The following is a 21,612-nucleotide window of genomic DNA, read 5'->3' on the forward strand; positions in this document are numbered from 1 at the left end:
AGTGAAACTTGCTGTTCTGTATTTAAATCTATTAAACTTGCGCTTTATAATTATGAATCGTTTCAATAAATTGAGGACAGTAATGTTTCAATTTATAACTACCGACACCGTCAATCGCAATCATTTCCTGTTTAGATTCAGGTTTACGTTTGGCGAATTCTTCAAGTGTAAAATCAGTAAAAATGCTAATCGGTGCTACATTTAATTTCTCGCTGAGTTCTTGTCTGACTTGTACTAATGCGTCAAACAATGCTCTATCGACACCTTCAATAGTATTGATATTGACTTTTTCACGAGATTTTTTCTTGAATGGTACAGTATAAATTTTTAAATCCTCACTTAGTATTTGCTTAACCTTTTTATCACAAGTTAAAACCTCATCATTTTCGTTTAAGAAGCCTTTGAAGCGCAATTCATCAATTAAATGACTACATTCTGATGTCGTATACTCTTTCATAATACCGAAAGTTGATAATTTGTCATATTGGTTATACTTGATGTAATCAGACAACTCGCCTCTCAGCACTTGAATAATCACACCATAAGTCTCTTGTTGACCCATACGCACCACACAACTGATGATTTTCTTCGCTTCATTCGTCATATCATACGTTTTATTTTCATTACGACAATTACTGCAGCGGCCACATTCTTCTAATTTTTCATTTGGCTCGAAATAATGAACCAATGTAGCTTCTAGACACTTCTTTGTTTTGGTATATTGAATCATTTTATTGAGTTTCTCACCCATTTTTTCTTTATAGTCATCATCACCCTTAGAAGATGAAATAAAGAATTGATGCAGATTAATATCACGTTCACTAAACAGTAAGATACATTCACTTGTTAAGCCATCACGTCCTGCACGTCCAGCTTCTTGATAATAAGATTCTAAATCTCCTGGCATATTGTAATGAATGACATATCTCACGTTAGATTTATCAATCCCCATACCAAACGCATTTGTCGCAATTACAACTTTAATGCGATCAAAGACAAAATCATTTTGTGCTTCATCACGCTCTTTATTCGTTAAACCTGCATGATAAATGGCACTGCTGATATTTTGATCTTCAAATACTTGTTGAAGTTCTTCAACTTGTTTTCTTGTTGAACAATAAATAATCCCTGCTTGTTGTTTGTGTGCCTTTACATAATCCATCACAAATTTTTGCCTCTGATATGTCGGATTGACTTTAAAGACTAAATTAGGACGTTTGATACTTGTTTTTACTCGGTTCGCGCCTGAGATATGCAGGCGTTCCATAATATCTTTTTGTACTTCAACAGTAGCTGTTGCGGTTAAAGCAGCAATCGCAAAGTCTTGCGGCAAGCAAAGGACTTTATCAATAACTTGTTGGTAACTTGGTCTGAAATCATGTCCCCACTTAGAAATACAGTGTGCTTCATCAAAAGCAACTAAGTGAATATCTAATCCGAATAGCAACTGCATAAATTGACGATTCTCAAAACGTTCAGGCGCCGCGTATAAGAAATGAATCTTACCTTGACGTAAATCTTCTTCAATCGCTCGTTGTTCTTTTTGCGATAAGCTGCTGTTTAAAAATGCAGCGTTAATGCCCATCGCTTTTAATTGATCGACTTGGTCTTTCATTAATGAAATTAATGGGCTGATCACAATTGTCACGCCGCCCATTATCAATCCAGGCACTTGATAACATAATGATTTACCGCCGCCAGTAGGTAATACCCCTAGCACATTCTTTTTGTCTAGTATTTTGGAAATAATCTCCCTTTGTCCTGGACGGAAATCTTTATATCCAAAATAATGCGATAATGTCGTTTCCATAAAATTGACCCCTTATTGTTCTTTTAATTCTTCTAATTCGCTCCATCGTGTCATATCTTCTTCATATTGTGATTCTAATGCTTCTTTTTCAGTATTCAGTTCTTGAATTTTCGCATAATCATCACTTGCGTCTACCATCTCTTGTTCAATCACTTCTAGACGCGCTTCAGTCTCTTCAATACGTTCCATAATCGTATCGTATTCACGTTTTTCTTTATAAGACAATCCCTTACGTTGTCTTTCTTTTTGAACTTTTGGTTGAGCTTTAGCAACTGCTTGTTGTTTCTCTTGTTCTTGCTTATAAGCTTCATAGTCTTCAAAGCTTCCAATAACACGCTCAATTTGACCGTCATGCACATACCAATATTCTTGTGCAACTTTATTTAAGAAATAGCGATCATGGCTGACAGTAATAACTGTGCCGCCAAAAGTTGCGATATAGTCCTCAAGAATAGTTAGCGTTTCAGTATCTAAGTCATTTGTCGGCTCATCAAGCAACAATACATTCGGTTGATGGACCAATAATCTTAGTAAATACAAGCGTTTTTGTTCGCCACCAGAAAGTTTATACACTTTTTTACCGTGTGTAGCACTTGGGAATAAGAAACGCTCTAACAATTGTGTTACTGACACCGTCGTACCATCTTTTTCTTTCGCAACTTCACTTTCTTCTCTTAAGAAATCTATCACACGGACATCTCTGTCTAAACGTTCATCCGTTTGTTTAAAGTAAGCTGTTTTGACTGTTTGGCCGATTTTCAGTTCTCCGCTGAAGTCAGTATCTTCACCAGCAAGGATATTTAACAACGTCGTTTTGCCTGCACCGTTAGGTCCGACAATCCCGATTTGTTGGCCGTTTTGTATGATTTGCGTCACATGTTCAAATAACGTTTTATCCGCAATACGTTTAGATACATCATCTAATTCAAAGACCTGTTTACCTAAACGAGAATGCGCTAGATTCAATTGTCCGCTTTCACGTGTCGTTTGATTTTTTACTTGTGATTCTAAATCACTAAAGCGATTAATACGTGCTTGTTGTTTTGTTGTTCTTGCTTTTGCACCTGCACGCATCCAAGCAAGTTCTTGTTTATATAAAGCACGTGCTTTTTGGTTTTGTTGCTGCTCTATTTGTTCGTTCTCCGCACGCATCGCAATATAGTCTTCATAGTTACCTGGATAAGTCGTTAATTTACCTCTATCTAATTCAATAATGCGTGTTGAAACTTCATTTAAGAAATAACGATCATGCGTTACAAACAACACAGTATGTGGATATTGTTTTACGTAGTTGATCAACCATTTTATTGAATCGAAATCTAAATGGTTGGTCGGTTCATCTAGTAATAATAAGTCTGGCTGTTCAATTAATGTTTTTGCTAAAATGACACGTTTTTGTTGGCCGCCTGATAACGATTTAACCGATACAGATGTATCATGAATACCGAGTTTAGATAAAATCGTTTTAACTTCTGCACTATAGTCCCATGCTTCTGCTTGGTCCATCGCCTCTTGCATTTTCATCATGTGGTTTAAGTTTTGGTCATTTTGCGTTTGGCTATACTCTTGTACTGCTTTTTCATAGTCTCTGATTAACTTCACCGTATCTGTATCTGCACTCAAAACTTCTTCCAGCACTGTTCTGTCTTTCGTTAAATCTTGCTTTTGAGAAGAATAACGAATGCGATAATCATTCGGACAATTCACTTCTGCTTCAAAGTCATCATCCAGCCCTGCGATGACTTTTAGTAATGTACTTTTACCTGTACCGTTAATCCCTACAAGTCCGATACGTTCATGTGCTGAAACAGATAAGTGCAAGTCATCAAAAATCACTTTATCTGCATAGGATTTATGTAAATGTTCAATTTTATACGCTTCCATGTCATGCCTCCACTTATGTTCAGTCCGTTCATTTAATTGAGTTTTCAACCTTTATCTCAATTTTCAGTTCTATATATTATACACCCTTTGCACGTCAAAAGATACTGTTACAGGTTCATCTTAAGCGGATAATTGTGTAAGTTTTGTAAAGGTTCGCACCAAAAAAATACAGCGGGCAAATCCATAAGAGGATTCACCCGCTGTTGAAATGACTAAGTCATTGTTTATTTTTTCTGAGAACCTTTAGGTCCTGTTTTATATTGATATTTAGATGGATTTACTTTATCGAAATCCGGATTTTTGTAGAATCTGAATAAGTCACCATTAAGAACACTGTCGCTCATTTCTAAGTCTTTTTCAACTTGTTGTTTATTTTTCTCTAAGTCAGCAGGTTCTTTTTCTAATGGTTCATTTGTTTTATTATCAAATGCTCTACCATTCACATATTTATATTCAGGTGTGATAAAGTCACCGTTTCTGAATGGTACGACTTGTTTATGATCCTTAGATAATAAATCTGTACCTAACATTAAGAAGTTCTTAGTATCGATACCTTCTAAGTGAAGTAATGTCGGCATTACGTCGATTTGTCCACCGTAAGTGTTGTCAACGCCGCCTTCTTTACCAGGAACTTTCATCCATAAACCAGTACGGTTCAAGTCCATAAATTTCGCTGGTGTAATTTCTTCACCTAATAATTTTTCCATTGCTTTATTATGGTTTTCAGAAATACCATAGTGGTCACCGTAGATGACAATCACTGAGTCATCATAGATACCTTTTTTCTTCAATTCGTTGATATATTCTTCTAAAGCACTATCCATGTAGTTCGCTGTTTGTACATAGCCATCTACTGTCGCATCGCCAGTGTTAGGTTTTTCAATTCCCGCTTCATCTGGTGATAATGTGAATGGATAATGGTTTGTCAAAGTAATCAAGTGTGAATAGAATGGTTTTTTCATTTTAGATTGATATTCTGCTGATTCTTTAAAGAACGGTTTATCTTTCAATCCTAAGTTTTCAATGTTTTCAGGACTCATATCGTAGTAAGTCGCATCGTAGAATTTATCAATACCGAAATGTTTGTAAACTTGATCACGGTTCCAGAATGTTTTGTAGTCACCGTGCATAACGTTGCTTGTGTAGCCGCGTTTTTGATCAAGAATTGCTGGTAATGATTGGTACGTATTAGAACCTTTCAATGAGTACGCTGAACCTTGTGGTAAACCATACAAGCTGTTATCCATTGTGAATTCCGCATCTGATGTTTTACCTTGTCCAGTTTGGTGGAAGAAGTTTGGATAATATTTATAACCTTCTTGTCCTGAAGACAATTTGTTAAGGAAAGGTGTCACTTCTTTACCATTGACTTTTTTGTTAATCAAGAAAGTTTGGAAACTTTCTAAATGAATTTTAATAATATTTTTCTTTTTACCTGCACCGTAGTATTCCGGATTAGGTTCTACTTCTGCTTGTCTTTGTTTTGTGTAGTTCAATACTTTTGTTAAATCATCTTCAGAAGCCATTGCTTTCTCTTGATGGTTTTGAATTGATTTCACACCATCATAAACTGTGAAGTTATATGGTCCAAGATATTTAACTAAGTATTTATGGTCGAATGTACGAGTTAATAATTCAGGACGATCTGTTTCTGCAAATGCTAAGTTCAAGAAGAACAAAGCAACTGAAACTGCCATTACGACTGGAACAAATTTCTTGCTGAAAGTACGTGTATCTAACCATTTTGATTTAAAGATCAAAATAAACAGATAGATAATTGTATCTAAGAAATACACGAAATCATACCATTTGAATGACGCAGATACTGCGCCTCCCATAGACTCAACGTTACCTACTTGGTTTAAAGTACTGAATGTTAAAAAGTCTGAGAAGAATCTAAAGTAAACAACGTTTGCATAAAGCAAGAAAGTTAATAAGAATCCGCCGATGAGCATAAACCAAAACGCCTTCTTACCTTTAAAGAACAAGAATACGCTAAGTATTAATGCGAGTAAGCTGTATGGATTCATTAACAAAATTAAATTTTGGACTAATCCCTTAACTCCTAAAGAAAAATCAACATAATAAGCAAAATAGGTCTTCAAACTAACTGTTAAAACAGTGAGTAAGAAAAAGACAAAAATGCTTATTTTCTTTTTCTGCAGACTCATGTGTGTCTCCCCCGTTATTGTTATTTAGTATTCAATCAATCATCAAACAGTACCATTTCCCGTCTACTTTTTAATGTTTCTTATAGAAAAGATTGCTGCTCAATGGCCAATCAATTAAAAGCGAAGCAGTCTCGTGCTGCTTCTTATCTCTGTATTTTCAATAATTGCGTCATTTTTCATTTAAATTGCTCTAATTTATATTCATCAAAAATTTACATTGCCTACTTCTTTGTAACACTATTGTAACAAAAATTACGTAGTACAGTAACTAAATATAGAACATTTCACACGACATTTCAAGCGAAAACCTATCCAAAATTGACATATTACACTATATTTTTTCTATGTTAATTTATTGCTAAGAAAAGATAAAATGCTTTCATCATGCATGTTAAGCTTGTTCACTTTTATTTTGAATTCGCGTTAATATTATAAAATTATACAGGAAATCACACACGATTAAATCAGACTCCAGCCTTAGAATGTAATTGTGCATTTTGCACATTAAAAAAACTGAGAAAGTAACCAGCTTTCTCAGTTGAATTCATTTAAATTAATGTGTCATGTTATTTATTCATTTCTTGCATCATACGATATTCAATACCATGGAATAGCTGTTGTAACCAACTGCTGTATTTCATTAAGTTATTTTCTGCAGTATAAATATCAATATATTGGAACTTTAAGCGCGCACCTTGTGGTTTTTGCGCAAGTTTTGTTAAATGATAGCTCGCAATTGTACCTAATTGCGGATAGCTTCCTAATGTATAGTGGTCATTTAATAAGATGATTGGTGAACCATCACGTTTCACTTGAATCGTGCCACGTTTTACAGATTGATGTGGCGGCATGTCTTCATAAAAGGCCTTTACTGGATCGCCTTCTAGAATCATCCCTGCACGGTTCGCTTTGCTGGTTACTTTATATTCACCATATGTAAAGCGATTTAAAGTTTCTTCATCAAAGTCCTCTGCTCCTTTATTTAACACTACATGGAACATATCAGACATATAGTTGAAAGAAAGTGCATAACCATCAATACCCCAATCCGTTTTATGTGTAACCTTCAAGTTATCAAATAATTTCAGATGACGTTTAGTATAGTTACGTTTCATATTAATCGCATCACCTGCTTGCAATGCGCGTCCTTCGTAACCACCTATTTTAGATAGGAAGTCTGTTGAAGTTGAACCTAGCCACTCTTCAAGTTCTACTCCGCCGCCGATTGCTAAGTAAACACGAGATGTACGGTTAGATTCAGAGAACTGTAGGACATCTCCTTTTTCTACTAAATACAATTTGTTCGGCAAAATGCGCATGTTTTGTGTCCATGCTTTGAAGTTGCCGCCAGAAAGTGCAATTAAAGTCGGCTCAGTGAAGCGAATACGCGCCATTTTTGTCGTCATCTCTAACGTTGCTTCATTTTTATCATTCGCAACCAAGCGATTCGCAATTTCATGTGCTAAGAAATCAATTGCACCGCCAGGAATAACGCCATCATGCTCGTAACCTTGTCGTCCAAAGTCTTGGAAGCTTGAAAAAAGTCCTGGATTTTCTATTATGATTGACATGATTCACTGCCTCCTTCACTTTCATTTTCAGGTTCAGCTGGTTTGAACCGTACAGTATCACCTAACTTCAATAAAGTGAAGTCTTCTTTTTCTGGGTTGAATAAACGGACAGGTGTATAACCGATAACAAGCCAGTCACCGTATGTATCAGTTGTGACTACACCACATTTCTTACCTTCAAGGATGACAGATCCTGCTGGAATAAATTTTTGTTCATCTCCTGTATGGTTAACATAAATACGTTCATTTAATCCTGTTAGATACGGGAATCCTGGTGAATAGCCCATCATCGATACGAAGTATGTTTTATTCGCATGCAATGAAATAAATTCTTCTTCACTCATTCCGAAGTATTCTACCAACTCTGCTAAATCTGGACCGTATTCGCCACCATAGTAAACAGGTAATTCTACAGGCATTTTTACAGCATCCCCATGTCTGACTTCGATTTTGATAGAGTGCAGTAAATCCGTCATATATTGGAACGGTGATGTAATATGATGATGTTTCATCATATCTCGCGCATTATAGACAATCATCATATCAGATTCAGTCGGCACGATTTCTGTAATAAATGGATAGTTTTGTTCTAATAAATACGAACGTAATGCTAACAGGTCTTCTGTTGTATGTTGCGTGACTTCTTTCTCCACAGAAACCACAATTGCTTTGTCACCTTGACTATAAATTTTCATAATGCACCTCTGGTCTTCATTGATTATAAAAGATATTTAGTAACCTTAAAATATACGTCATCATCATCTTCATAAAGTAATATACGAGCACGAGTTGGATAAGCAGCATTATACCTACGACGGCTTTTGCTGCTAAAGGTTTCTGCTGTTGTAGGAAATAGCGTGCCAGCAGCTTCGCAACCCAAATTACCACAATGATTAATATCAGGACTATTCCAATCATGCTGCCACCTTTTTAAACCCTTCTGCTACTTATAAGTTTAATCATACTTAATTTTAAAGATTAATCTGTATCTCGGCAACCTCTCGCAAGCTATTTATCAAGAAAAGCTCCGCTTCATGTGCCTCCAATTTTTCTCTCAACTCATCTATTGTATAATCTCTTTCTTCTGCTTTACCTTCATCTAATAACTGTGCACGCATGCACCCTTTTAAGAAATCATTATTAAAACAAGGTGTGTAGTATTTACCTTGTTCTTTGATCAGCACATTACCGATATCAAACTCTAAAATTTTACCTTGCAGATTATAAAAAAGAACAACATCTGTCTCATGAAGATGTTCTACATGTTCACGATGAGACGTTTTATTGACATATTGCCACTTTGGGTAATCCGAACGCATCAATTGCGCTTGAGCAGTGAAACTACTTTTTTCAGGTAAGTCGACACATTGATAAGTCAATTCGCCAGATTCATCTGCCATGACTTTCAAACGATAAGTGCCTGTTGGATATTCCTTTTTTATATCTGCGATAAATGCTTCCCACTGAATTTCAGGTAATGGAATAGAAAGCTCCTTAGCTGACTGTAAAATACGTGCTTTGTGATAATCTCGACGTGGAATTTTACCTTCTGATAAACGCATTGTCTCAAATAAGTACATCATTATCACTCCAATATTTTAGTTTTCGCTTCAAACTCTGCGACTTCTGCTTCTGGATCTGAATCAATCGTAATACCTGCACCTACACCATAGACTGCTTCGTCTTCAATATATTGCACCGTACGTATCGGTACATTAAATATTGAGGGACCGTTTGGAATCATTAACCCGATGGTACCACAATATACATGTCGCGGTGTGCCTTCTAATGCTTTAATATAGCGCATCGTATTTAATTTAGGTGCACCAGTAATCGAACCGCATGGAAAGAGTGCAGTCAAAATACGTTGTAATGACGTTGCTTGCGGTAATTGTCCTGTAACCATACTCGTCATTTGAAAGACAGTTTGATAACGTTCAATATGAAACGGTTGATACACTTTCACACTGCCTGGTTTTGAAATACGTGCAATATCATTACGTAATAAATCTACTATCATCACATTTTCCGCTTGATCTTTTTTAGATTGTGCGAGTTGTTGATAATAATAGTCATCCTCTGCTTTATCTTTCCCTCTTGGCATAGTGCCTTTCATCGGTTTACTTAATACCACGTCCTCCATCGTTTTAAAAGAACCTCTTTGAAAGAACAATTCAGGTGAAATCGAGGCGATTTGTAGTTCATCGGTATCAAGCAACGCTGTATAATTACCGTGACTGCTTCGTGTTAAATAATCATACATTTCACTGATAGGCATACGGATACGATCATACATACGTGTTGTATAGTTCACTTGATATGTATTCCCTTCTACAATCGCATCTTGAACTTGTTGGATATGTTGAATCATAGTTGGCTTCGACAAACGAAAATGAAAGTGCGGACGTGCTGATACAGCCTTATCTTTTACTTCTTCCCTTGTTTCAGGTGCTTCAAATATATAGGCTGCCGCATAAACATAATTGGAAGTTTCTGGTAGATGTACTGCCATTTCAGAATTAAAGGCAGGTGCCGCTTCGTAAGGTAAATACAGACAAACAAAATGACCTGCCTGATGTGCTTGTTCAGCAAAATCAATGACTTCATGTACCTCATTTAAATCACAAGCAATTTTTTGATCAAGAATTGTCTTGAAACAATATTGGTACTGCTTATAATCTGTTTCATCTGTGTAATATCGATAATTAAAGTGCGCGCGCAATGTTTTCACCTGCCTGTTGAAGAAATAGTCGAATTTGCGCATGGCCATATTCACTCAATATAGATTCAGGATGATATTGCACACCATAAATCGGATAACTTCTATGCGCCACTGCCATCACAATTTGCTCTTCATTATATGCTGTGACTTCTAGCGTACTTGGCATGCGCAATGCATCTGCACATAAGGAATGATAACGCATCACATGAAATTGTTTAGGTAACCCCGCAAAAATACCTTGCTCATTTGTGGTAATCAGCGTGGTGTGTCCGTGTACAGGTCGCAAACTATGAATAATAGCACCACCGTAATGTTCAACAATGAGTTGAAATCCTAAGCACACACCTAAAATAGGTACACTATCTTCAAACGTGCTAAGGACTTCATGTAAAATCGGATAATCACTTGGACTTCCTGGGCCTGGGGAAATCACAATCGCATGCGGCTGCATCGTTTTTAATGTTTCTATATCTACGTCATCTACATCGATAACTGTCACACGTTCATTACTTTCTGTCTTCAGATAATCTACTAAGTTATATGTAAATGAGTCTTTGTTATCTATCATTATAATCATACTCAACTTGTCCCCTTACTCAACATTCTATTTGTTTCGTCGAACAATGCTTTTAACTTCATTTTACAAGATGTCACACGATTTTGTAATAGCAGAAGCAGAGACACCTTGATTTTACTTAGGAAATATATTATTCTATCTATCGACATAGAAACACAGAGGTTCCTAGCTGATACCCTCTATAAAAAACTAGACTTTTACTTTCAATCGTCTATCTTTTATAGAGATAGTCAATATACTACGTCATTGTCTATATCAACTCGAACCTAAAAGCGTTATTTTGAATCATCAAGATACACGCACTTTAGCGTTCGAGTTTTTTTATTGATCGAGCTAGGTCATCACTTTAAAGGAGAGATTGACTTATGGCACCCCATAAACTTGATGATGATAAAGCACTCGTCGTTTTCAGCGGCGGACAAGACAGTACGACTTGTCTCTTTTATGCGAAGGCAAAATTCAAAGAAGTAGAACTTGTGACTTTCCAATATGGTCAACGTCACGATACTGAAATTGAAGTCGCAAAACAAATTGCACAAGAACAAGGATTAAAACATCACATTTTAGACATGTCTTTATTATCTCAACTCACACCGAATGCGTTAACTCAACATGATTTACAAATTGAAGATACTGATGATGGTGTACCAAACACCTTCGTTCCAGCACGCAACTTATTATTTTTATCGTTTGCGGGCGCGTTAGCTTATCAGATTAAAGCACGTCACATTATTACAGGTGTCTGTGAAACAGACTTCTCTGGTTATCCGGATTGTCGCGATGATTTTGTGAAATCCATGAATGTCACATTGAATTTATCTATGGATAAAAACTTTGTCATTCATACACCGTTAATGTGGTTAGACAAAAAAGAAACTTGGGCATTAAGTGACGAACTTGGTGTCTTAGATTATGTAAGATATAACACATTGACTTGCTATAACGGGATTATCGCAGATGGCTGCGGTGAATGTCCGGCTTGTCAATTACGCGCACGTGGTTTAAATGCTTATTTAGCAGAAAAAGGAGTGAACTGATTTTGTTACAACAAATTTATCCAACAGTTGCCCATCCCTATGCTTTCGAATTAAATAAAGATTTCCATTTTGCAGCTGCACACTATATCCCTTGCGAAGATGCAGGTAAATGTGTACGTACGCATGGTCACACTTATTTCGTTAATTTAACTATCGTTGGTGACGAACTTGATCATAGCGGTTTCTTAATCAACTTTGCAGCATTAAAAAAACAAATTCATGAGCAGTTCGATCATTATTTATTAAATGATTTACCGCAGTTCAAAGATAAAATGCCATCTACTGAAGTGGTCGCACAAACGATTTGCCAACTTACAGAAGAAATTTTAGAGAAACAGCCGAACCGTCCAAAATGTGCACAAGTCTATTTACGTGAAACTCCATCTAGCTATGTGGTTTATCGTCCTAAGGAGTTCCGTCATGGCTAAAATTCCTGTATTAGAAATTTTCGGACCGACCATTCAAGGTGAAGGCCGTGTCATCGGACGTAAAACAATGTTCGTACGAACTGCTGGCTGTGATTATCGATGCAGCTGGTGTGATTCCAGTTTCACTTGGGATGGCAGTATGAAAGATGAAATTCAAATGATGACTGCAGAAGAAATTTATGACCGACTTTATGAAATCGGCGGCGATTGCTTTAATCATGTCACAATTTCAGGCGGTAATCCTGCATTAATTAAAGGAATTCAAGATTTAGTGGATCTCTTTGAAGAAAAGAACATTGAAAGTGCATTAGAAACACAAGGAAGTCGTTTCCAACCGTGGATGCGCCAAATCAATGATTTAACAATCAGTCCTAAACCACCGAGTTCAGGTATGAAACCAAACATACAAATACTTGATGAAGTAATTGAACAATGTGTTAAAGAAACATTAAATCTTAAAGTTGTCGTTTTTGATGATGACGACTATGAATTCGCTAAATATATACATCATCGTTATCCAGATCTCCCATTTTATTTACAAGTCGGCAATCCTTACTTAGATGATGAAGTAGAAAATCATACAGCACGTTTGCTTGAACGTTACGAAAATCTTGTAGATAAGGTTATGCGAAGCAATGATATGAACCAAGTCTATGTTTTACCACAATTGCATACATTACTTTGGAGTAATATGAAAGGTGTATAAGTTTCGGGCTGCAGAATGCCCGAGCTTTTTTAATTTTAAAGTGTTTTCAAATGCTTAAATGTACTGAAATTGGTATAATATTCCAGTGAATATTAGAAGTCAGGAGACGCACCCTATGCTCATCTACATAATTATCAACATTGCGATTATATCAGCTTCCATTTTGATTGATATGTATTTACAATCTAACAATCAAGTCAAATTAAGTACGATTCTTATTGCAGTTTCAATAAACAGTGTGATTAATCTTATCGTCATCGGAAAGTATGATTTTATTTCGCATGCGATGGTTGCGTTTATATTAATTTGGACATTACTCGCACTGTTGACTGATCGAAAATTTAAGCCTATTGTCTTTACGACACAAAAATTCATGGCTTTTATTGTCTTTACTTTATTGAGTCTTTCTTTGTTCATCGTATTCAATACGAGTGAAAAATCTTATTATATGTCCGTTCCATATTTAGCACCTGTTTTCTTCTTAATCGGAGCATCTTTCATCTTCTTAACCATTTTTGAAAGCTCTGAAGATACAAGCTTTCGTAGTCATTTCATGAAGAATAAGCCTAAATCACTGACAATCGGCACATTATTAATTATTATTTCATTTCTTGTAATGAATTTATTAACTCCTTTCTGGTATGTTTACCTAATTATTTACTTAATATTAATTTTATTTATCTTGTGGACAAAACCTTTTTTAAAAAATTGATTTAAGATGATTACTTATCATGTATTAGTGGTAAACATTAACAAGCACAATAAAAAAGTATTGTCAGTATTGAATTAGGAGGCTACTATTATGGGATTAATATTAATGATTATCGTCGGAGGCCTAATCGGTTGGTTAGCCGGCGCAATTTTAGGTAAAGATATTCCAGGAGGAATCTTAGGTAACATTATTGCTGGTATTGTCGGCGCTTGGCTTGGCTCAGCAATCTTCGGTGATTGGGGTCCATCACTAGGCGGCATTGCGATTTTCCCAGCATTAATCGGTACAATTTTATTAATTGTAATCCTTTCATTAATCTTGGGTGCAATCCACAAAAACAAAAGAAAATAAGTCTTAATACTTAATGTGTATTAACATACGACTTGCAGCAACATCATTCAATGGTGTTGCTGTTTTTTTATTTCATTTGATTAAATAACCTTTAATTAAATTGCGCATCATTTTCTCTTTAATAGTATTACATATCTTTGGTTTGATATAATGAAGAAAAAGTAGAAGGAGTGCGAATCATCTTGAAAAAGAAAGTAAAGTTGAATAACGATGTGAAAATTCCTCGTATAGGTTTAGGAGTCTACAAAATTGACGAAAAGCATATGGAATCTGCAGTCAAAACTGCTGAAGATTCAGGCTATCGTGCTTTTGATACCGCTTATTTTTATTTCAACGAAAAAGAATTAGGTGAAGCAATTAAAAAAAGTAAAGTCCCCCGTGAAGATCTCTTTATTACGACTAAGCTATGGAATGATTATCAAGGTTATGACAGCACAAAAGCTTACTTTGAAAAATCATTAGAGAATCTTGGTGTAGATTATTTAGATATGTTTTTAATTCACTGGCCATGTGAAGCAGACGGCTTATTCATTGAAACATATCAAGCAATGGAAGAACTTTATAAAGAAGGACGCGTTAAAGCAATCGGTGTCTGCAACTTCCAACAACATCACTTAGAAAAATTAATGGAACATACTGAAATTGTGCCGGCGGTTAACCAAATCGAATTCCACCCATACTTAAACCAACAAGACTTACAAGACTTCTGTGATAAACATGGTATAAAAGTTACCGCTTGGATGCCTTTAATGCGTGGACGTGGTTTATTTGAAGATCCGGTTATCGCAAAGCTAGCTGAAAAATATGAAAAAACACCTGCGCAAATCATCTTAAATTGGCATTTAATGCATGATAGAATTGTGATTCCTAAGTCTCAAACTCCTTCAAGAATCAGCGAAAACTTTGAAGCAATTGACTTTGAATTACGAGATAAAGACGTTAAAAAAATCGATCAGTTAAATCAGAACTTACGCCAAGGCAAGCACCCTGATGACGTTAGAATCGGTACGTTAAAATAACTTAATTCAAGTTCATATATAACGAAAGGACAGTGCAGAGCGCGAAACTCTGTACTGTCCTTATTTTTACTTTTTCCGCTTATGTGAAAGCTATTTACTGTCTATCAGATTTTATTTTGATATTCATTATTTTTAACTTTTTTAAGATGCATGACTGCACGAACTGTGATTACAAGTAAAATAATTACACCGGCTGTGAAGATTAAGTCCCAAGGCAATCTGCCCCATAATAACCAAAAAACTGAGTCTTTTTGATAGAACTCTGTCAATCTTGCATGCCAGTAACCATGTTTCAATGCATCTGTAAGTTGAATATAACCTACTGGAAGCAATGTCATAAAAACCATGCCAGCTAAACCAATATTTAATAACCAACATGAAATAGAAATCCATTTTTCAACTTTCTTCGTCCAGAATTCAAGTTTAGTAATACTTCTTAATACATATAACATAATCGCAATTGAGAACATACCATACACACCGGCCATTGAGCCATGTGCGTGCGCAGATGTCCACTGTGTTCCGTGTTCAAAGTAGTTAATGGCTGGCGCATTAATCAAGAATCCTAGTGCACCCGCACCAATTGCGTTCCATAATCCTGTAGAAGCTAAGAAGATGAATGTACCTTTGTATGGGAATTCAATTTTACTGAATTTATAAACACGATAATGGGTGTAAGCTTCCCAAATTAATAAACATAACGGTACAACTTCTAAAGCAGAGAAGCTTGAACCTAATGCTAACCAAATTGAATGGTCGCCTTGCCAGTAATAATGGTGCCCCATTCCTACAATACCTGTACCAAGTAATAATATGATTTGGAAGTACAATGCACGAATTGTAGAATGTATTGTCGTTAATTTCATATCTACCATTAAGAAACCAATTAAAATAACCGCAAAAGCTTCAAAGATGCCTTCTACCCATAAGTGTACAATCCACCAACGCCAATAATCTGCGAAAGTGACATGTGAGTTAGGCATAATAAAGAGTGATGCTAAGTAGAACATTGGAATTGCGATTGCGCCAATAAACAAGAGTAAGATTAAACGCTTACGATGTTGTTCACTGCCATCTTTAATCGCTGGGATGAAGCCTCTGGCTAAAATAATCATCCATAGCACCATACCGATGATAAATAGAATTTGCCAGAATTTACCAAGCTCAATATATTCCCAACCGAAATGACCGAATAACCACCATTTATCGTTAATCCAGCCAAGAATATTGCCCCATTCACCTATCATACTACCGCCAGCAACAATCAATAATGCGACGAATAAGATATCGACTAATTTACCTTGATGTTTTGGCTCTTTACCAAGCACCCTCGGCACAATATAGATCCCTGTCGCAAGCCATGTTGTAGCCACCCAGAAGATCACCAACTGCAAGTGCCATGTCTTCGCAATGTTGAATGGGAATAGTTTTTGAAGCGGAATACCAAAGAATTCATTTTCTACATAATAATGGGCCATTAATTCACCTAATAAGATTTGAATTAAAAACAGCACCATCACAATCACAAAATATTTGGCTGTTTTGGCCTGACTTGATGAAATTGTATCTTGAATTTTAATTTCAGGTAAACGACGTTCACTATCATATGTTGATTCCATGTCGAATTGATAACGTCTTTGGAAGTAAATAATAATCGCAACACCAGCGACTAATATCGCAACGGAAATTGCTGACCATATCAATGCTTCACTTGGCATTGTATTACCCGCTTGTTCATCAAATGGCCAGTTGTTTGTATATGAGAAATCTCTATCTGGACGGTCTGTTGAAGATAACCATGCACCCCAGAAGAAGAAATCACTCAAATGCTCAATTTTATTCCCTTTGACCATATAATCATCTGTCTTGATTTGATCAATCATATTTTGTGGTAACCCTGCTTGCTTGGGATTATTCACAAACTCTTTATGATAATAATCTCTGACATAATTCAAGCCTGCAACTTGTGCATCTGTTAATACAAGTTCATCTTTAGCTTTTGAATAGCGGTTCACCCGTATTTCTTTTTTAACTTTGTCTTCAATGCCTGCTTTCTGCATTTGGTTTAATTGTTTAAAAGGTTTATCATAAAGATGTTCAGCATAATAGTAATGCATCCCTTTTAAATAATGATGCAATGTTTCTGCAGTATAATCAGGACCTAAATAAGATCCGTTTCCTAAATATGAACCATAATCCGTCAATCCATATTTTTCATAAATGGCTTGACCACTGATTAGTTCGGATTTAGAAATGACCGTCTGTCCACTTTCGTTCACCACTTTTGTTGGACGAGGCGCTTCATTTTTAAATATCAACCAACCACCAGCTAGCAAAATACCGAATACGACGACTAATATTGTTACTAAGACTTTCGACAATCTACTGTATGGATTTTTCATCCCGATTTCTCTCCTCAGTAACTTCGACTCTCAACTTCAGAATACGCCTACTGCAATTGATAGTAAATATCATTCTCAATTAGTTCTTAATTTTGTCATAAATGTATTTATACATAAATTGTTGTTTTCTTCGATTTTAGTTTTATTTTAATATGTTTATTGTTAAGCAAACTTTGTGTTCTACAAATATTTTAATAAGCGGTATGGTCTCTCCTTCTTAATATTTTTCATTAATCTACTGATATTGGGAATCATTTTCAATTATTCAGAAATTTGTCACAAACGATTGATTTAAAGTTCATTTACACTTATAGTGTTTAAAGTAATTTTTATGACGTTTATTTTAATATTAACACTCCTTTTTTAAGTTACTTTAATCTCTATCCGGGTAAATTTATAATGAATTTCCTTGAAGTTTTTATGAAGATTACAATAATACTTTTAATTTAGAACACTTTTTGTTTTTATTTATCACTATTCTTCTTATAATAGAGATGAGTCGAAAAGGAGCGTATATTATGATTACTAAAACTGATATTGTAGCGAACGTTGTGACAGACTATCCGAAAACTGCTGATATCTTCAAACGTTCTGGTATAGATTTTTGTTGTGGCGGCCAAGTTTCTATTGAAGAAGCTGCGAAAGATAAAAAAAGAGTTGTTTTAGAAGATTTATTAGCTGAACTTGATGAAGCAAGTAAACAAAATGCCGGAGGACAAGGCTTAAATCCTAAATATTTAAGCATCCCTTCTTTAATTCAATACATCCAAGATGCATACCACGAACCAATGAAAGAAGAGTTCAAAAACTTAACACCTTATGTGACTAAACTCGCAAAAGTTCACGGTCCAAGTCATGAGTACTTGTTAGAATTAAAAGATTTATATACAACATTTAAAAACAACATGTTAGAACATACACAAAAAGAAGATGAAAAAGACTTCCCTCAACTTATCGCATTTGCGAATGGCGAGAATGTTGATAACGTAGAAGCTATTATCGAAGATTTAACTGCAGATCACGACAGTACGGGTAATTTGTTACGTAGAATGGATGAAATTACGAATGATTTCCAACCACCTATCGAAGCTTGCGGTACATGGCGTTTAGTGTACACTCGTTTAGCTGCGTTAGAAAATGCGACATTACAACACGTACATTTAGAAAACCACGTTTTATTCGAAAAATGTCGCGAACAATTACAACAAAGCTAATTTAACTTTATATTTAGCGTGAATATCTTATAAAACTAAACAGACAAGGTTGAAGATGTGATTATATCTTCAACCTTGTCTGTTTTTTCTTTTCTAATTCATTAGGGATTAGTTCTTATCTTTTATCTGTAATACTTACTTTTACTTTCTACGCTTTTCTTTTCTACTGCTTTATAATTTTGGCAAAGATACGATCATTGTAGTTCCTACTTCAGGTTCACTTTCAACTTGAATCGTACCGCCGATTTGTTTCACCAGTTCTTGTGTGATGTATAACCCTAAACCAGAACCGCCTGTATGGTAATTTCTAGAATCTTCTACTCTGAAAGTACGCTCAAAAATACGTTTAATATCTGCTTTCGCAATTCCGATGCCTTTATCTTTGATGTAAATTTGGATATGTTTATCGCTTTCAGCAAGGCAAATATAAATTGGACTACCTGATGGCGAGAAGTTCATCGCATTATCAATTAAGTTCGTAATGATACGTTCTAACGGTTGCGGATATTGTTTGAAAGGTGCCAACTTATCACAAAACTTCACTTCTAAATGTCTGTTGTCTATTTTCATACGTTGTTCATAACCATTGAGTATATTCAATAACAATTGATCAATTTGGATTATTTCCACTACATAAGTATTCGGAGCATCTAATGTTGCGACATGCGTTAACTCGTCAAACATTTTAGATAGGCGATTAGATTGTTTGATTAAGGTGTCATAGGCTTCCTGACGATCTATTTGTGAGTGAACGACACCATCTTTTAATGCTTCTGAATACGAAATAATACAAGCGAGCGGTGTTTTTAAATCATGTGCTAAATTTTGAATCAATTCATACTTCTCTTGTTGTTCTGACTTGATTTGTGCCATTTGTTTGGTAATCTCATGGGCCATTTTATTAAAAGAGTGACTCAGTTCTTTAATTTCTCTCGGTGAAGTAAATTGCGTAGGTTCCATCTCGTAATTACCATCTGCGAATTGTTTCGTTCTGACATTGAAATGTTTAATCTTTTGAACGAGTGGTGTTAAAAAGAAACTGCAGATGAATAAGGTTAAACAACTCGATACTATAGCGCTAATCGTCAATAACACTGTGGTATGACCATTGAACAACATCAGTTTATAAGCGATACCGAGGATGGTAGAGGCCAATAATACACTAGATAACACTCCGATAATCACTTGTGTTCTGATTGAAAACATTTAGTCTGCTTTCCTTTCGAACTTATAACCAAGACCCCATACTGTGGTAATCGTGTAAGCATCGAAATGAAATTGTTCGAACTTTTCTCTGATGCGATGAATATGTACATTGACTGTACTTGCATCTTCGTAATAATCATAACCCCATACTTCTTCTAACAATTGCGATTTAGATATCGCTTGATTTTCATGCGTTGCTAAATACCACAACAATTCAAATTCTTTAATTCTCAAGTTCACCACAGCACCATTAATTTCCACACTTTTTTGTTGATCATTCAACTTTAAAGTATCAAAAGTTAAAGCTGTTTGTGCTGACTGACTGCGCTTAACGCGGCTCAACAAATTATTCGCACGTAACACGAGTTCTCTTGGACTGAAAGGCTTCTTTAAATAGTCATCTGCGCCGAGAGTCAAAGCATAAATGGTGTCATGTTCTTTTGTTTTTGCGGACATATAAATAAACGGAATATCCAGTTGTCGTTGTTTCATTTCCTTAATCACTTCATAACCATCTACATTCGGCATCATGATGTCTAAAATAATTAAATCAATTGATGGATCAAGTTGGTTCAAAGCATCTTCCCCATTATGTGCAGTTAATACTTTATAACCTTCATATTCGAAGTACGTTTGGCAGATGTCGACCATGTCTTGTTCATCATCAACGATTAAGATTGTGTTCACGTCTTGTATCACCTTTTTCTTTAATATATGCGATTACAGCACTCAATGAAATTTGTTTTAATAAGTTTTTATTCATTAACAATATAATAAAGAGTGCTAATTGAACAGGATACGTAAATATCATATCTGATAAAATATAATTTAGCATAACAAAGGCGCCAAATAAACTTGCAATATGTGACAGAATTCCTAATATTAACCCTAAACCAATCGCAATTTCCCCTAAAGGTACAATTACATTAAAGACGGGAGCACTGTGCGCGACGATGTGTTCAAAAAAGAGTTTGAACCACACTGGAGAATCTTCATTCTTAATCACAACTGGGATCAGCGGTTCTATTTTAAAACCACCTGTTAACTTCTCCCAACCTTGAGCTAAAATGTAGCCGCCGGCTATAATACGAATTAAAAATAAAATTACGAGTTCAATCGTACGTAGATAATGTTTCATGAAATCACTTCTCTTCTCGTTGAATTATCACTTTAACCTTCTATTTTACTTTTGCGGCACCGAAGATAACGTGCGCTTTCTTACAATAAATCGTCACTTCATTATATTGATCTAAGTCAGCGTCTTTGATGTCGAAAGTTTGTGTTGGTTTATTGTAGTCGACCATTTCTAGTTGTTTGCCCTCTTTAATATTGCCGTCCTTTGTCAGATAGACGTACAAATCTGGACCTTTCGCAGATTTAAAATCTGTTAACTTAATTTGGTGATTTTCGATTTTAACGTGACCAGACACTTCCTCTTCACCTGATTTAAATTCACCTGTCAGCACTTTATGGTGATCGTGTTTATGTTCATGTGATGTCTGTTCTGTTTTTTCTTTTGGCTGTTCATCTTTTTCATTGTTACAACCTGCTAAAGCGATACTTGTTGCTAAAAGTGTAGTAGCTAATAAATATGTTTTACTATTCATCATAAACCCTCATTTCATTTTATTTTTGTAATGATTAAGCTTATTATAAATGAGCGATTTATATCATACCATTAACTATTTATTAACTAAGTTATAACTTCAATTCATGTCGGATTTGTGTCTAAACATTAAAAAATCCCTTTTAAACCTAGTACTTTAAGTTGATATGCTCCCCCTATAGTAGACACTAAAAAA

Annotated in this window: 20 protein-coding genes; 7 read left to right on the plus strand and 13 right to left on the minus strand. The window is 35.4% G+C overall.

Annotated features, from left to right (window positions below; all coding sequences use genetic code 11):
* Positions 1-31: 31 nt before the first annotated feature.
* The 8 genes from recQ to HMPREF2937_RS04335 form a co-directional block, all read right to left on the minus strand.
* Positions 32-1,810 (minus strand): DNA helicase RecQ, encoded by a 1,779-nt coding sequence (gene recQ / locus HMPREF2937_RS04295; RefSeq protein ID WP_070864098.1) that lies wholly within the window; start codon positions 1,808-1,810, stop codon positions 32-34.
* 12 nt (positions 1,811-1,822) lie between these two features.
* Positions 1,823-3,694, minus strand: coding sequence for an ABC-F family ATP-binding cassette domain-containing protein (locus tag HMPREF2937_RS04300; protein WP_070864099.1), 1,872 nt, complete (start codon positions 3,692-3,694; stop codon positions 1,823-1,825).
* Between the two features lie 224 nt (positions 3,695-3,918).
* The gene (gene ltaS / locus HMPREF2937_RS04305) at positions 3,919-5,865 is read right to left on the minus strand and encodes a polyglycerol-phosphate lipoteichoic acid synthase LtaS (protein ID WP_002481511.1); all 1,947 of its coding nucleotides are present in this window, start codon (positions 5,863-5,865) and stop codon (positions 3,919-3,921) included.
* A gap of 566 nt (positions 5,866-6,431) precedes the next feature.
* Entirely contained in the window at positions 6,432-7,436 is a 1,005-nt protein-coding gene (locus tag HMPREF2937_RS04310) for a 5-oxoprolinase subunit C family protein (RefSeq protein WP_002481510.1), read from the minus strand.
* Complete coding sequence (pxpB, locus tag HMPREF2937_RS04315; RefSeq protein ID WP_002481509.1) at positions 7,424-8,131, minus strand: 5-oxoprolinase subunit PxpB; 708 nt, start codon at positions 8,129-8,131, stop codon at positions 7,424-7,426. Before pxpB ends, HMPREF2937_RS04310 begins: the two co-directional genes overlap by 13 nt.
* Before the next feature lie 276 nt (positions 8,132-8,407).
* Entirely contained in the window at positions 8,408-9,016 is a 609-nt protein-coding gene (locus HMPREF2937_RS04325; protein ID WP_023015400.1) for an aminotransferase class IV, read from the minus strand.
* Positions 9,017-9,021: 5 nt separating this feature from the next.
* Entirely contained in the window at positions 9,022-10,158 is a 1,137-nt protein-coding gene (locus HMPREF2937_RS04330) for a chorismate-binding protein (protein WP_070864101.1), read from the minus strand.
* Positions 10,142-10,735, minus strand: a complete 594-nt coding sequence (locus HMPREF2937_RS04335; protein WP_070864102.1) for an anthranilate synthase component II — start codon at positions 10,733-10,735, stop codon at positions 10,142-10,144. The genes HMPREF2937_RS04330 and HMPREF2937_RS04335 overlap by 17 nt, the downstream gene beginning before the upstream one ends.
* Positions 10,736-11,100: 365 nt before the next feature.
* Here HMPREF2937_RS04335 and queC point away from each other — a divergent pair, with 365 nt between their 5' ends.
* From queC to HMPREF2937_RS04365, 6 genes are all read left to right on the plus strand, one after another.
* Positions 11,101-11,772 carry a 7-cyano-7-deazaguanine synthase QueC gene (gene queC, locus HMPREF2937_RS04340; protein WP_002481505.1) on the plus strand — a complete coding sequence of 224 codons (672 nt, stop codon included), beginning with the start codon at positions 11,101-11,103 and terminating at the stop codon, positions 11,770-11,772.
* A 2-nt stretch (positions 11,773-11,774) separates the two neighbouring features.
* A complete protein-coding gene (gene queD, locus HMPREF2937_RS04345) occupies positions 11,775-12,200 on the plus strand; it encodes a 6-carboxytetrahydropterin synthase QueD (RefSeq protein ID WP_023015404.1) in 426 nt (141 codons plus the stop codon).
* Complete coding sequence (gene queE / locus HMPREF2937_RS04350; RefSeq protein ID WP_070864103.1) at positions 12,193-12,906, plus strand: 7-carboxy-7-deazaguanine synthase QueE; 714 nt, start codon at positions 12,193-12,195, stop codon at positions 12,904-12,906. The genes queD and queE overlap by 8 nt, the downstream gene beginning before the upstream one ends.
* Positions 12,907-13,021: 115 nt before the next feature.
* On the plus strand, positions 13,022-13,618 hold the full coding sequence (locus tag HMPREF2937_RS04355) for a hypothetical protein (protein ID WP_002481502.1): 597 nt from the start codon (positions 13,022-13,024) through the stop codon (positions 13,616-13,618).
* Between the two features lie 87 nt (positions 13,619-13,705).
* Positions 13,706-13,969, plus strand: coding sequence for a GlsB/YeaQ/YmgE family stress response membrane protein (locus HMPREF2937_RS04360; protein WP_031262612.1), 264 nt, complete (start codon positions 13,706-13,708; stop codon positions 13,967-13,969).
* Between the two features lie 179 nt (positions 13,970-14,148).
* Positions 14,149-14,988 carry an aldo/keto reductase gene (locus HMPREF2937_RS04365; RefSeq protein ID WP_037556576.1) on the plus strand — a complete coding sequence of 280 codons (840 nt, stop codon included), beginning with the start codon at positions 14,149-14,151 and terminating at the stop codon, positions 14,986-14,988.
* 104 nt (positions 14,989-15,092) lie between these two features.
* On the opposite strand, the gene HMPREF2937_RS04370 is transcribed toward HMPREF2937_RS04365, so the two are convergent.
* The gene (locus tag HMPREF2937_RS04370; protein WP_180364617.1) at positions 15,093-17,396 is read right to left on the minus strand and encodes a nitric-oxide reductase large subunit; all 2,304 of its coding nucleotides are present in this window, start codon (positions 17,394-17,396) and stop codon (positions 15,093-15,095) included.
* Positions 17,397-17,908: 512 nt separating this feature from the next.
* On the opposite strand from HMPREF2937_RS04370, the gene scdA reads away from it, so the two are divergent.
* A complete protein-coding gene (scdA, locus tag HMPREF2937_RS04375) occupies positions 17,909-18,604 on the plus strand; it encodes an iron-sulfur cluster repair di-iron protein ScdA (protein WP_070864105.1) in 696 nt (231 codons plus the stop codon).
* A gap of 171 nt (positions 18,605-18,775) precedes the next feature.
* Here scdA and HMPREF2937_RS04380 read toward each other — a convergent pair whose 3' ends face one another.
* Genes HMPREF2937_RS04380 through HMPREF2937_RS04395 form a run of 4 tightly spaced genes read right to left on the minus strand, consistent with a single transcriptional unit; the run spans position 18,776 to position 21,417 of the window.
* The gene (locus HMPREF2937_RS04380) at positions 18,776-19,810 is read right to left on the minus strand and encodes a HAMP domain-containing sensor histidine kinase (protein WP_070864106.1); all 1,035 of its coding nucleotides are present in this window, start codon (positions 19,808-19,810) and stop codon (positions 18,776-18,778) included.
* Positions 19,811-20,461, minus strand: a complete 651-nt coding sequence (locus tag HMPREF2937_RS04385; RefSeq protein WP_051036002.1) for a response regulator transcription factor — start codon at positions 20,459-20,461, stop codon at positions 19,811-19,813. It lies immediately after the preceding gene.
* Positions 20,462-20,474: 13 nt separating this feature from the next.
* The gene (locus HMPREF2937_RS04390) at positions 20,475-20,948 is read right to left on the minus strand and encodes a DoxX family membrane protein (RefSeq protein ID WP_070864107.1); all 474 of its coding nucleotides are present in this window, start codon (positions 20,946-20,948) and stop codon (positions 20,475-20,477) included.
* A 40-nt stretch (positions 20,949-20,988) separates the two neighbouring features.
* Entirely contained in the window at positions 20,989-21,417 is a 429-nt protein-coding gene (locus tag HMPREF2937_RS04395) for a DM13 domain-containing protein (protein WP_070864108.1), read from the minus strand.
* Positions 21,418-21,612 lie beyond the last annotated feature (195 nt).

It is taken from the genome of Staphylococcus sp. HMSC061G12, from assembly GCF_001838465.1.
In the GTDB taxonomy this organism is placed as follows: domain Bacteria; phylum Bacillota; class Bacilli; order Staphylococcales; family Staphylococcaceae; genus Staphylococcus; species Staphylococcus simulans.